The sequence below is a fragment of the Streptomyces sp. ISL-10 genome, assembly GCF_018614575.1.
Lineage (GTDB): Bacteria > Actinomycetota > Actinomycetes > Streptomycetales > Streptomycetaceae > Streptomyces.
In genome coordinates, this window is the sequence record NZ_JAGGOJ010000014.1 from 65,796 (window position 1) to 78,304 (window position 12,509).

Consider the following 12,509-nt stretch of genomic DNA (forward strand, 5'->3'; position numbering starts at 1 on the left):
CCCGGCCGACGGCAGGCGATTTACGGAAACCCCCTGTCACGCCGTGCCGTAACCGCTCTACCATCGGCTTATCCGTAGCAGGCTCTCCTCCGTTTCCGCCCAACTGCCCGGCACCCTCGGGCGATCCGGCCCTACGGAGCATCGGGGGATGCACATGAACAGCGCTCCGCACCTGCTGAACGAGGACCGCGCCGAGTTCGAGCGAGTCCTCGACGACGCACTGCGCGACGCCCGCGACCGTCCGGATCCGGCCGCCGCGGAAGCGCGCCTGAGCACGGAACAGCTGCGCACCATGGCCCTCAACGCGACGGCGCTGATCACCACGTCCGCCGCCGACGAGTACGAGCACTTTGTGAAGGTCCGCGCGGAGATGCGCGCGCCCGACGCCGCGGCCGAGCGCGGCTCCGTGCTCGCGCCGCCGGTCGGCGAGGTGGCTGAGACGGGTGCCGGATTCGCGGCCGTCATCGCCGTCCTGGCGCCGCTCCTCGCGGGCACGGCCGCGGCGATCTTCCTGGTCGTCGGCTACCTCATCAAGATGGTGAGCCCCACCCCGTCCTTCGCCGACACGCTGGTCCGCACCGGATGGGTCTTCGGGGCGATCACGGCCGCCGCCATGCTGATGGCGGCCGTCGCCCTGCTGCTGACCGCCCTGCGCAACGGCGCGAGCCATGTCGCGGACGGCCGGTCGGCGGACGACCTCCCGGAGGAGGTCCGGATCGCCAAGGAGGCCTGGTGCGAGGCCCTGCGGGAACGGGGCATCCTCCCCTTCCTGCGCGCTGCCCTGGCCGAACCGGCCACTGCGGCGTCACCCGCCGATCCCCCGCGCCCCGTGAGCCGCATCCCGAAGATCGGCTACAGCGGACCGGACTTCTCCAGCCCGGCCGAGGGACGGGTCTCGGGCCGGCGTCCGACCTTCACCAGCCCGGACTTCTCCAGCCCCGACTTCGGCGGCCCCGAACACCAGCCGGACTGACCGCCGACGCGCGTGCTCACAGACACTGCCTTGAAGACGCCGGCGTCCCCCGGAACGTGCGCCGGGGGGACGCCGAGACACCGGACGATCAGTCCGCGATCGGCAGATAGACCCGGTTGCCCGCCGCGGCGAACTCCCTGGACTTCTCCGCCATGCCCTCCTCGATGTCCTCCTGGCTGTCGCCGTGCTGACGGCGGATGTCCTGGGAGATCTTCATCGAGCAGAACTTCGGACCGCACATCGAGCAGAAGTGCGCGGTCTTCGCCGGCTCGGCCGGCAGCGTCTCGTCGTGGAACTCCCGTGCCGTGTCCGGGTCGAGCGCCAGGTTGAACTGGTCCTCCCACCGGAACTCGAAGCGGGCGTCGGACAGCGCGTCATCCCACTCCTGGGCGCCCGGGTGGCCCTTGGCCAGGTCCGCCGCATGGGCCGCGATCTTGTAGGTGATCACGCCGGTCTTCACGTCGTCGCGGTTCGGCAGGCCCAGGTGCTCCTTGGGCGTCACGTAGCAGAGCATGGCCGTGCCCCACCACGCGATCATCGCCGCGCCGATGCCCGAGGTGATGTGGTCGTACGCCGGGGCCACGTCCGTCGTCAGCGGGCCGAGCGTGTAGAACGGCGCCTCCTCGCAGATCTCCTGCTGGAGGTCGATGTTCTCCTTGATCTTGTGCATCGGGACATGGCCCGGTCCCTCGATCATGGTCTGCACGTTGTGCCGCTTCGCGATCCGGTTGAGCTCACCCAGCGTGCGCAGCTCCGCGAACTGCGCCTCGTCGTTGGCGTCCGCGATCGACCCGGGCCGCAGGCCGTCCCCGAGCGAGTACGTCACGTCGTACGCGGCGAGGATCTCGCAGAGCTCCTCGAAGTTCTCGTACAGGAACGACTCCTTGTGGTGCGCCAGGCACCACGCCGCCATGATCGAGCCGCCGCGCGAGACGATGCCCGTCTTCCGGCGCGCGGTCAGCGGGACGTATCGCAGCAGCACACCGGCGTGCACCGTCATGTAGTCGACGCCCTGCTCGGCCTGCTCGATGACCGTGTCCTTGTAGACCTCCCAGGTCAGCTCCTCGGCCTTGCCGTCGACCTTCTCCAGCGCCTGGTAGAGGGGCACGGTGCCGATCGGCACGGGGGAGTTGCGCAGGACCCACTCGCGGGTGGTGTGGATGTTGCGGCCCGTCGACAGGTCCATGACCGTGTCGGCGCCCCAGCGGGTGGCCCAGGTCATCTTCTCCACCTCCTCCTCGATGGAGGAAGTGACCGCGGAGTTGCCGATGTTGGCGTTGACCTTCACCAGGAACCGCTTGCCGATGATCATCGGCTCGATCTCGGGGTGGTTGACGTTGGCCGGCAGGACGGCCCGGCCCGCCGCGATCTCCTCCCGCACCACCTCGGGCGAGACGTTCTCGCGGATGGCGACGTACTCCATCTCCGGCGTGATCTCGCCCCGGCGGGCGTACGCCAGCTGCGTCACCGCCTGCCCGTCCCGGCCCCGGCGCGGCTGGCGCGGGCGGCCGGGGAAGACGGCGTCGAGGTTGCGCAGTCCCCCGCGCGGCGACGTGTGCTTGATCCCGTCGTCCTCGGGCCGGACCGGGCGGCCCGCATACTCCTCGGTGTCGCCGCGCCCGACGATCCAGTTCTCCCGCAGCGGCGGCAGACCGCGCCGTACGTCGGTCTCGACGCCGGGATCCGTGTACGGCCCCGACGTGTCGTACAACGTCACGTCCTTGCCGTTGGTGAGGTGCACCTTGCGCACCGGCACCCGGAGGTCGGGGCGGGAACCCTCGACGTACCCCTTGTGCCAGCCGATGGACTTCCCGGCCTCGTCGTTCTGGTTCGAGGCAGGCGTGCGTGCGTCCGATACGGTCATGAGACCTACTCCCTACGCCGGCATTACCCGGTAACAGGTTCGGCGGTCGACGCAGCTGTCCCGTACAGATGTACGGAGGTCAGCGCCCTCTCAGCCCGGTGCTCCGAGCTCCCGCGTGTGCAAAGGTGCCACCACGCTAGCGTCATGTCTGGCGTGCTGAACAGAGGCCCCCTCTCGTTCTTGCGATGATCTGTAGGTGACCTCATCACCGCAGCGTCCCGATCCGCAGGGCCCCGCCACCGCCCATGTGCACAGTCATGGGCCCGCCGCGCCCGTCTCCCAGCACCTCCGCAAGGTCATCGCGGCGGTGCTCATTCCCTTCGCGACGGCCGTCCTCGTCGGCCTTGCCGTGCTGTGGCCGGGCGGGACGCCCGGCCATGAGCGCTCCGGCGTGGGCTTCGACCGCCAGACCGAGCAGGGCAGGGTGGTGAGCGTCGAGAAGGTCGACTGCAAGGACGTCAACGCCGGCCAGGTCCCGCCGACCGGCGACACCTCCACACCCGAGGGACGCGAGGCGGTCAACGCGCAGCGGGGCGACTGCGGAAAGGCCACCATCGAGGTCACCACCGGCAAGGACAAGGGCCGCACCTTCGTCGAGATCGTCCAGCCCGACGCGCCACGACAGCTGCGGGAGGGTCAGGGTGTCGTGGTGGCGTACGCCCCGGACGCGCCTCGCGATCTGCAGTACTCGGTGACCGATGTGGACCGCGAGTTCCCGATGGCCCTGCTGGCGGGCATCTTCGCCCTGGCGGTCGTCCTGGTGGGGCGGATGCGCGGCGTGATGGCGCTGATCGCGCTCACCGTCTCCTTCGCCGTGCTGACGCTGTTCATCCTGCCCGCGATCCTGCAGGGATCGAATCCGCTGATCGTGGCGGTGGTCGGGGCGAGCGCGATCATGCTCATCGCGCTCTACTCGTGCCACGGCATCACCGCGCGGACCTCGGTCGCCGTGCTGGGCACGCTGATCTCGCTGCTGCTCATCGGTCTGCTCGGCTCGCTGTTCATCGGCTGGGCCAGCCTCAGCGGCAACACCGACGACAACACCGGCCTGATCAAGGGGCTCTACCCGAACATCGACATGAGCGGCCTGCTGCTCGCCGGAGTCATCATCGGTTCGCTCGGTGTGCTCGACGACGTCACGGTGACCCAGACCTCGGCGGTCTGGGAACTGCACCAGGCCGACCCGGACATGGGGCCGCGCGCCCTCTACCGCTCCGCCATCCGGATCGGCCGCGACCACATCGCCTCGGTCGTCAACACCCTCGTGCTCGCCTACGCGGGCGCGGCACTGCCGCTGCTGCTGCTCTTCTCGATCGCCCAGTCCAGCGTGGGCACCGTGGCCAACAGCGAGCTGGTGGCGGAGGAGATCGTCCGGACCCTGGTGGGCTCGATCGGCCTCGTGGCCTCCGTACCGGTGACCACCGTGCTCGCCACTCTGGTCGTCTCGGCGGACCGGCCGGGCCGTCCCGCCGCCGAGGCGGCCGCGCCCGCGCGGGGCACCCGGGGCAGGCGCCGCAAGAAGTGACGGGCACGCGCCGCAGGAGTCACCCGACAGCTCCAGGTGTGGGCCGGTGGTGACCAGCCGTCAACCGGCGTTCTCCTCCGCGAGGATGCGCCCGAGCGCCTCCTCCAGACTGACCTCGAAATCGCCGAGCACGAGCTCCTGACCGAGCGGAACCAGCTTGTCCGTACGGTCCAGGAAGGCGACGAGCGGCGGAGCACCGACACGGAACAGCGCGGAGTCGCTCCCGACGCGCAGTCGGATGTGAACGTCCGACAGCGCGTCGGGCCGGGTCGGCGCGATGTGCACATCGCCGTCCCCACTCGGCGCGTTGATCCCGTCGAGCAGCAGTTCCCGACCAAAAGCCCAGGTCACGGGCGCGTCACCGGGAAGGTGGAAGGTCATCCGCACCGCATACGGGTCCGAAGTCTCGTAGCGCAGCTCCACGGGGATCCGGAAGGAGAGCTCTTGGGAAACGAGAAAACTCATCAGAACCTCGGCCTGGACCGACTCGCGCATCACGTACCTCGCAGTAGATGAAGCAATGAATGAACCGTGCTGACGACATGAAGAAAACGGCCGGGAACGATCTCTGCCGACTCTCTGGGCCTTCAGGACGCCATCGTGCTGGAAGCGCCAGCAGATCACAAGGAGTGATATTTCAGATACTGATAGAGAACGCAAGCGCCGCCATCAGGCTGCCGACCCCAGCGCTCAGCTGTTCAACTGCAGGTCCCAGCCTGGCCGCTTGGTGAGCAGGGAGGGAAATGGCCATCGCCGCAGCTATGTCACCCGCAGTGATCGGAATAGCCGCGCAGACCGTGCCGGCGGCGTACTCCTGACGTTCGACGACCGGCTCCATACGCCCGAGGGAGCCGAGCCGCTCCAGCAGCGCGTCCCGGTCACGGACCGAGTAGGGCGTCACCTGCTGCACCGGGTGGCGGTCGAGGTGGTCGCGGCGGGCGTCCTCATCGAGCCGGCTGAGCAGGCACTGTCCGATCGCGTGGGCGTGCCCCGTCTCCGGGAAGTCGGCCCATTCCCGGACGGCCGGGGCGTACGGAGCGTCCGCCACGGCGACGAGCTCGATTTCACCCTCGCGGTAGACGGCGAAGTAGACGGCGACGCCGATCGCGTCCCGCCAGTGCGTCAGCGAGTCCTCGACTGTGCTGCGACGCATCTGCACATGTCCGCTCCTGGCCAGCCGGCCGACCGCGTCCCCGAGCGTGAACACGCCTTTGTCGCGGCGGAGATAGTCCTCGTGCGTCAGTGTGCGCAGCAGGTGATAGGCGGTGGGCAGCGGAATGCCTGCCTCACGCGCGAGCTGCTTCGCAGGGGCTCCGTCCTCATGCGCACCCGCCGCCTCCAGCAGCCTCAACGCACGCTGCACCGAGCCGATCAGGGTAGGGACAGCGGCATTCGTAGCCCCGGCCAAAGGTCACCCCCAGGCGTGGTGACGGGCAGCGCGCCCGCCCGCGGGGGCCGCCCCCGCGCGGCCGCCGCGACCCGGTGCCCTGAACAGCCGGCCTGAACAGTCGATCAGCTCCGAGACACCATGGAGCGCTGATCAACGCACCGGTGCGCAGGATTTTCCGAGGGGGCGGCAGAGAGCTGCCACTCTAATGGCAGCCCCGGCCGGAGGCGGGCTTTGTCCGTGCCGTTCCCCCGGCCGGGCTAACGGGCCTCCGGCGGCCGCTCACCAGTCCTTGCTCGAGGAGCTGGAGGACGTCATGAACTTCCGTACGAGGAAGATCAGTCCACCGACCAGCGCGACGAACAGCAGCACCTTGAAGAGCACTCCGATCACAAAGCCGATGATGCTGGTGATGAGACCGCCGAACACGGCCAGGGCGATGACAGGCACCGCGATCCACTTCACCCACCAGGGCATCCCCGCGAACATCTGCCGCACGGCCATCGTCCCTACCTCGTTTCTCCGACTGCGTGCTGTCGATGCTAGGCGGCGGACCAGGGCGTGCGGGGGCCTGCGAGCCCTTGAAGTCCCCTGAGTGAACCCCTAGGGACCGTGCGGTGGCCGGCTCAGCTCTCAGGCGGAGAGAAGACCACCATGACCCGAAGATCCTCGCTGATGTGGTGGAACTTGTGCGGCACCCCGGCCGGCACATAGACGACGCTGCCCCGCCCGACCTGGGTCGTCTCCATGCCCACCGTGATCGAGGCCCGGCCGCTGACCACGAAGTAGACCTCGTCCTGGTTGTGGGGCAGCTGCGGGTCGACCTGGCCGGCGTCCAGCGCGTACAGGCCGACCGACATGTTCCGCTCGCGCAGGAACTGCAGATACGCACCGTCGTTCGCGGCGCGTTCCGCCTCCAGCTCGTCCAGTCGGAATGCCTTCATCCGCCCGCCCCTGCACTTGGTCCGACACGTCTGCCACGATCAGACACATGATGAATTTCCTAGTCAAGACGATCGCCAACGCAGCGGCTCTGCTGGTGGCCATCTGGCTCCTGCAGGACATCACCCTCACCGGTGACAGCACCGGCAAGAAGGCGTGGACACTGATCCTGGTGGCGCTGATCTTCGGCCTGGTGAACTTCCTGGTCAAGCCCCTGGTGAAGCTGCTCACGCTGCCGTTGTTCATCCTCACGCTCGGCCTGATCACCCTGGTCGTCAACGCGCTGATGCTGCTGCTCACCTCGTGGCTCGCCGACGCGCTGGACCTGAATTTCCACGTCGAGGGCTTCTGGACGGCCGTGCTGGGCGGTCTCATCATCTCCGTCGTCTCGTGGGCGCTGAACGTCGTCCTGCCCGACAAGGACTGAGCACGGTGTGAGGATCGACGTCGCAGCACACACGGTTGAGGAGCGAGCGGTATGACGGGTACTCCCCGAGGAGACGGCACGCGGGCGGTACGGGCGGGGCTGCCCGATCCGGTGAAGTACGAACCGGCCCTGCCCGGTCCCGTCTTCGCGGCCCACTTCCATCTGCCCGGTGAGCCCACCGGCCCCTACACCTACGGCCGCGACGAGAACCCGACCTGGACGCACCTGGAGCGCGCGATCGGGGAGCTGGAGGCCCCGGGCGAGGCCGTCGAAACAGTCGCCTTCTCCTCCGGGATGGCCGCGATCTCCGCCGTGCTCATGTCGCAGCTGCGGTCCGGCGACGCGGTGGTCCTGCCCGACGACGGCTACCAGGCACTGCCCCTGGTGCGCGAGCAGCTCGAGGCGTACGGCATCGAGGTGCGCACCGCCCCGACCGGCGGCGACACACAGCTGTCCGTCCTCGACGGGGCACGGCTGCTGTGGATCGAGACGCCGTCCAACCCGGGTCTCGACGTGTGCGACGTGCGACGCCTGGCCGAGGCCGCGCACGCGGCGGGCGCGCTCGTCGCCGTCGACAACACGCTCGCCACCCCGCTCGGACAGCGGCCCCTGGACCTCGGCGCCGACTTCTCGGTGGCCAGCGACACCAAGGGCATGACGGGGCACGGCGACATCCTGCTCGGTCATGTGACCTGCCGCGACACCGCGCTCGCGGCGGGCGTGCGGCGCTGGCGGAAGATCGTCGGCGCGATTCCCGGGCCGATGGAGGCGTGGCTCGCGCACCGCTCGCTCGCCACCCTGCAACTGCGGGCCGACCGGCAGTGTGCGAACGCCCTGGCGCTCGCGCGGGCCCTGGGCGAACGGCCGGAGGTGACCGGTCTGCGCTACCCGGGACTGCCCACCGACCCCTCGCACCCGATCGCGTCCCGGCAGATGCGGCGCTTCGGGTGCGTGGTCTCCTTCGTCCTGCCCGACCAGGCGCACGCGGAGCGCTTCCTGGACGGGCTGCGGCTCGTAGACGACGCCACCAGCTTCGGCGGCGTGCGTTCCACCGCCGAGCGGCGGGGGCGCTGGGGCGGGGACGCCGTCTCCGAGGGCTTCGTGCGCTTCTCCGCCGGGGCGGAGGACGCGGAGGACCTGGTGGCCGACGTGCTGCGCGCCCTCGACGAGGCCACTGAGGCGGCAGAGGAGGCAAGAACCGCGGCCGGGCGCTGACGGCGCTCCGCACGACAACCTCGAAAGGGCCGCGGGTGACCGGGCAGCTCGTGCGAACGGTCCGAGCCTCCCCCCTCGCGGCTCGGACCGTCCTGGCTCCTACGCGCGAAGAGCCGTGTGACCAAGGCTAGTTGACTCTGCGTCAGTGTCCAATCACAGTAGCGACAGCGGCCTATCGACTTATTTATGGTTGGGCGGGTTCGGGCGCAACGTCGGACCGGGAGGGACATGGCATGGATCTGGCCCTGCTGCGCACATTCGTCACGGTGCACCGGGCCGGCTCCTTCACCCGCGCAGCGGCGCTGCTCGGCCTGTCCCAGCCGGCCGTCACCGGCCAGATACGCACGCTCGAACGGCAGCTGGGCCGACCCCTGTTCCTGCGTCAGGCCCGCGGTGTCACCCCGACCACCATCGGTGACGAGCTCGCCCACCGTGCGGCCCCGCACCTGGACGCGCTCGCGGAGATAGCGGAGGCGGGACTCGACGACGAATCCGCTCTCCGGACGCTCCACCTCGCCGGCCCGCCCGAGTTCACCGCCCTGCGCGCCCTGCCCGCCCTCACCCGGCTGATCGGCCGGGGCCTTGCCCTGCGCGCCTCGTTCGGCAACGCCGAGGAGACGCTCGAAGGGCTCGCCGCCGGACGTCACGACGTCGCCATCGCCACCGCACGGCCCCGTGGACGGCTGCTCAGCGCGACCACCCTGTGCGACGAGGAGCACGTCCTCGTCGCCGCACCGCGCTGGGCGGCCCACCTCGGGCCGGACGTGCTCCGCAAGGGCCATGTCGTTCTCGAACGGCTGCCGGTGGTGGAGGTCCACGAGTCCCTGCCTCTCGTCTCCCGCTACTGGCACGCCGTCTTCGACTCCCGCCCGGCCGCCGCCGGCGCCGTCATCGCACCCGATCTGCGCGCCGTCCTGGAAGCCACCGCCTGCGGCGCGGGACTCGCCGTGCTGCCGCGCTACCTGTGCGAGGAAGCGCTGGGCCAGGGCCGCGTCGTCGCTCTCCTCGACCCGCCCGTCCCGCCACTGCGCACGTACTTCCTCGTCATCCGCACCGGGACCCTCGCCCAACCCCATGTCGCACAGGCGCACGCGGAGCTGCTGCGCGCCGCGGAAGGCTGGTGAGACGTGGACACAGGAGGGGCGCCGGGAGTTTCAGAAGCCGCGACTTGGGCCACTCTCTTGCCATGACCGAACGACCAGTGGTCAAGCGCACCGCACGTGCCATTCTGCTCGACGGGAACGACCTCGTCCTGATCAAGCGCACCAAGCCCGGTGTCGACCCCTACTGGCTCACGCCGGGCGGCGGGGTAGAGCCGGAGGACGCCACCGTCGTCGACGCACTCCACCGTGAGGTCCACGAAGAACTCGGCGCCAAGATCACCGATGTGGTGCCCTGCTTCGTCGACACGGTCGAGCACATCGCCGACGGTGGTGTGACCGGCGTGAAGGTGCAGCACTTCTTCGTCTGCCGCCTTGAATCCATGGACCCCTCCCTGCGGCACGGCCCGGAGATCGACGAGCCCTGCGGGGAGTACGAGATCGTGCGCGTCCCCTTCAGCAGGGTCGGGATCGCCGCTGTCCATCTCGTGCCGCTGTCCCTGCGCCACTACCTGGACGGCAACATCGAAGGCGTACGCGCGATGCACGCGCCCGACCTGGGCTGACGCCGACGACGGGCACCCGGAGCGGCTCCTAGTCGGCCGCCGCCACGAGCTCCTCCAGGGAGTCGTGCCGGATCCGGTCGAACGGAATCCCGATCCCGCGCAGTGCGTGCACACCGCTGCGGATCATGCCGGGCGGCCCCGAGAGGTACGCGTCGAACCCGTGCCACGGCCCGTACCGGCCGAGATCCCGCACCGCCGACGGGAACTGCGCCTGGTCGTCGACCACCGGGCGGACCGACAGCCAGGGATGCGCCTGCTGCAGCCTGAGCATGGTGTCGATGTCGTACAGGTCGTGGTCGGAGCGCGCCCCGTAGAAGACCTCGACCGTGCGCCTATCGCCGTGGGTGGCCACATCCTCGACGAGCGCCTTGATGGGCGCTATGCCGGTGCCGCCGCCGAGGCAGAGGAGACCGTTGTCGGTGGTGTGGTCCACCGTCATCGACCCCGCGGGCGGACCGAGCCGCAGGACGTCACCGGGGCGGGCGTGGTGCACCAGCGCGTTCGAGACCCAGCCCGCCGGCACGGCCTTGATGTGGAAGGACAGCAGCCCGTCGGCCCGGGGCGCACCGGCGAACGAGTAGTGCCGCCAGATCCTCGGCCACCAGGGAGTCTCCAGGCTCGTGTACTGCCCGGCGAGGAACCTGTACGGCTGGTCGGGGCGGACCGTGACGATCGCGATGTCCGGGGTACGCAGCTCGTGCGAGACGACTTCGGCGTCCCACCACGCGGGCGCGTGCCGCTCGTCCTCGGCCGCCGCGTCGATCATGATCTGCGAGATCGTGGTGTAGGTACGGATCCAGGCGGCCTCGGTCTCGGCGTCCCAGGTGGTCGTGGCGTACTTCGTCAGCGCCCCGACCAGAGCCTCGCCGACGGCCGGATAGTGCGCGGGCTGCGTGCCGTACTTGCGGTGGCCCCGGCCGAGATGGCGCAGGTAGTCGGTCAGCACCGCCGCGTTGTCCATGTGCTCGGCCGCGGTCAGCAGTGCCTTGAGCAGCCGGTCGCGCTGGGAGTCCATGGCGACGGGGAACAGGGACCGCAGCTCGGGGTGACGGATGAAGAGCAGGGCGTAGAAGTACGAGGTGACCTGGTCGGCCACGGGTCCGATCTCTGCCATGGTCCGCCGCACCAGTACCGCGTCGGGGGACGCGGGAGACGCGGAGGGCGCGGAGGGTGCGGAGTCACCGGTCGGGTCGGAGGGTGGGGTCTCGCGGGCGGGGGTTCCGGGGGACGGGTCCGATGCCTCGGGAGCGCTGTGGGGCCGTTCCGGGAACGGGCTCTCGCCGTGTTCCGGGGTGCCGTGGGACGGGCCGGAGAACTCCGTCTGCCTGGGCAGGGGGCCGCTGCCGCGCGGATGGGGCACCGAGGGCTCGAACGTCTCGGCGTGGGCGTGGGGCGCCCGTGCGGTCGGCTCGCTCTCATGGTCCGGGAGAGGTGTGGTGTGCTCGGGCGACGCCGGCTCAGGTGCGCCTCCCGGAGCGGCCGGGGCGTGGCGGTCGGATGCGGAGGGATCGGCGGCCGTGTCCGCGACCGCCTCCCGGGCGGCCGGTTCGGCGACGGCGTCCGGTTCCGCGGAAGCGGTCGGCCGCTCCGCGTGTGCCGTCTCGGGCTCGGGGACGGGTGTCGTCGGGATGTCGCGTACGACGGACAACTGCGGTCGGTTGCGGCGCGACGAGCCGGAACCGACCGGGCGTATCGCCGACACAGACCGCGTCGGCAGAGCTGCCGGGCGGCCGTGCTCGCTGCCCTCTGTCCGGCCGCTCTGACCTCCGTGCCCGCCTTCTCCGGTCTCCGAGCGATCGTCCGAACCTGCGGCCCCGGACGTCCCGCCTGGCCGGGCCGGCTTCCGGCGAGGCGTGAACCAACCGCCTCCGCCGCTTTCGCCTGACGCGCCGTTGTCGGACGACGTGGTGGCCCGAGCTTCCATGGTCTGCCTCGCCTCGAACATCTCTCGGTCGGTTCACGCACGTCCGTCTCTCGGAACGTGCCGCACTTACCTGCGCTGTCTCAGCATCGCCGCCGGCTCATCGCCGCCGCGGCCGTGCTGTGCATCAGGACGACTTACCTCCGATGAAGACTCTGCCTGAACGCCCGCCGTCGCAGCATGGCAGCCGATTCCCCGGATCGGCACAAAGAGCCGAAAGTCCGGGCAGCCCAACCCCTTTTCGCATTAGGCTCCCTTGCTCCATGTCCCCGCACCGGATCGTGCCGAGCTCCTGAACTGCTCGTGCGCTCGGGCCGGTCCCAGGCCCCGCGAAGACGGTGTGCGTACAGCTGCCTCATGATCGGCTCGAGCAAAGGGTGGTCGGCATGCGCCACCACCGCTGTGGGCACAGCTGAGGATCTCCGCGTCCGACATGGAACCACCGTATGCATGACACCCGTCCAGGCCAACCCCGGACTCTGCACAGACCCGGTCCGTGATCTTCACCGTCGCAAGGCCCGGCATACCTCCCGTTCACCCGTGTACGCCGACGCCAGTACGGACACTTACTCCCGCTGTCAGACGACCG

The 12,509-nt window shown here is 69.9% G+C and carries 12 protein-coding genes and 1 riboswitch; of the genes, 6 read left to right on the forward strand and 6 right to left on the reverse strand.

Going from position 1 to position 12,509, the window contains the following annotated elements; all coding sequences use genetic code 11:
* The first annotated feature begins 148 nt into the window (after positions 1–148).
* Positions 149–973, forward strand: a complete 825-nt coding sequence (locus J7E88_RS18205; protein WP_215182315.1) for a hypothetical protein — start codon at positions 149–151, stop codon at positions 971–973.
* A gap of 88 nt (positions 974–1,061) precedes the next feature.
* Here J7E88_RS18205 and thiC read toward each other — a convergent pair whose 3' ends face one another.
* Complete coding sequence (thiC, locus tag J7E88_RS18210; RefSeq protein WP_215182317.1) at positions 1,062–2,837, reverse strand: phosphomethylpyrimidine synthase ThiC; 1,776 nt, start codon at positions 2,835–2,837, stop codon at positions 1,062–1,064.
* Positions 2,830–2,962: riboswitch (TPP riboswitch) on the reverse strand. (Overlaps the previous gene by 8 nt.)
* A 71-nt stretch (positions 2,963–3,033) precedes the next feature.
* On the opposite strand from thiC, the gene J7E88_RS18215 reads away from it, so the two are divergent.
* Positions 3,034–4,362: a YibE/F family protein gene (locus J7E88_RS18215; RefSeq protein WP_215182319.1), complete on the forward strand. Its 1,329-nt coding sequence runs from the start codon at positions 3,034–3,036 to the stop codon at positions 4,360–4,362.
* Positions 4,363–4,422: 60 nt separating this feature from the next.
* Here the strand turns inward: J7E88_RS18215 and J7E88_RS18220 are convergent, their stop codons facing one another.
* From J7E88_RS18220 to J7E88_RS18235, 4 genes are all read right to left on the reverse strand, one after another.
* Positions 4,423–4,857 (reverse strand): SsgA family sporulation/cell division regulator, encoded by a 435-nt coding sequence (locus tag J7E88_RS18220; protein WP_215182321.1) that lies wholly within the window; start codon positions 4,855–4,857, stop codon positions 4,423–4,425.
* 142 nt (positions 4,858–4,999) lie between these two features.
* Complete coding sequence (locus tag J7E88_RS18225; RefSeq protein ID WP_215182323.1) at positions 5,000–5,770, reverse strand: IclR family transcriptional regulator; 771 nt, start codon at positions 5,768–5,770, stop codon at positions 5,000–5,002.
* A gap of 261 nt (positions 5,771–6,031) precedes the next feature.
* A complete protein-coding gene (locus J7E88_RS18230) occupies positions 6,032–6,247 on the reverse strand; it encodes a DUF5326 family protein (RefSeq protein ID WP_215182556.1) in 216 nt (71 codons plus the stop codon).
* A 128-nt stretch (positions 6,248–6,375) separates the two neighbouring features.
* Entirely contained in the window at positions 6,376–6,693 is a 318-nt protein-coding gene (locus J7E88_RS18235; RefSeq protein WP_215182325.1) for a cupin domain-containing protein, read from the reverse strand.
* A gap of 47 nt (positions 6,694–6,740) precedes the next feature.
* Between J7E88_RS18235 and J7E88_RS18240 the strand changes: the two genes are divergently transcribed.
* The 4 genes from J7E88_RS18240 to J7E88_RS18255 all read left to right on the forward strand — a co-directional run bounded on the left by J7E88_RS18240 (position 6,741) and on the right by J7E88_RS18255 (position 9,999).
* Positions 6,741–7,118 (forward strand): phage holin family protein, encoded by a 378-nt coding sequence (locus J7E88_RS18240; RefSeq protein ID WP_215182327.1) that lies wholly within the window; start codon positions 6,741–6,743, stop codon positions 7,116–7,118.
* Between the two features lie 51 nt (positions 7,119–7,169).
* Positions 7,170–8,333 carry a cystathionine gamma-lyase gene (locus J7E88_RS18245; RefSeq protein WP_215182329.1) on the forward strand — a complete coding sequence of 388 codons (1,164 nt, stop codon included), beginning with the start codon at positions 7,170–7,172 and terminating at the stop codon, positions 8,331–8,333.
* Between the two features lie 233 nt (positions 8,334–8,566).
* A complete protein-coding gene (locus J7E88_RS18250; RefSeq protein ID WP_215182331.1) occupies positions 8,567–9,457 on the forward strand; it encodes a LysR family transcriptional regulator in 891 nt (296 codons plus the stop codon).
* A gap of 62 nt (positions 9,458–9,519) precedes the next feature.
* Positions 9,520–9,999, forward strand: coding sequence for an NUDIX domain-containing protein (locus J7E88_RS18255; protein ID WP_215182333.1), 480 nt, complete (start codon positions 9,520–9,522; stop codon positions 9,997–9,999).
* 28 nt (positions 10,000–10,027) lie between these two features.
* Here J7E88_RS18255 and J7E88_RS18260 read toward each other — a convergent pair whose 3' ends face one another.
* Positions 10,028–11,647 carry a globin domain-containing protein gene (locus J7E88_RS18260; protein WP_374196292.1) on the reverse strand — a complete coding sequence of 540 codons (1,620 nt, stop codon included), beginning with the start codon at positions 11,645–11,647 and terminating at the stop codon, positions 10,028–10,030.
* Positions 11,648–12,509: the final 862 nt, after the last annotated feature.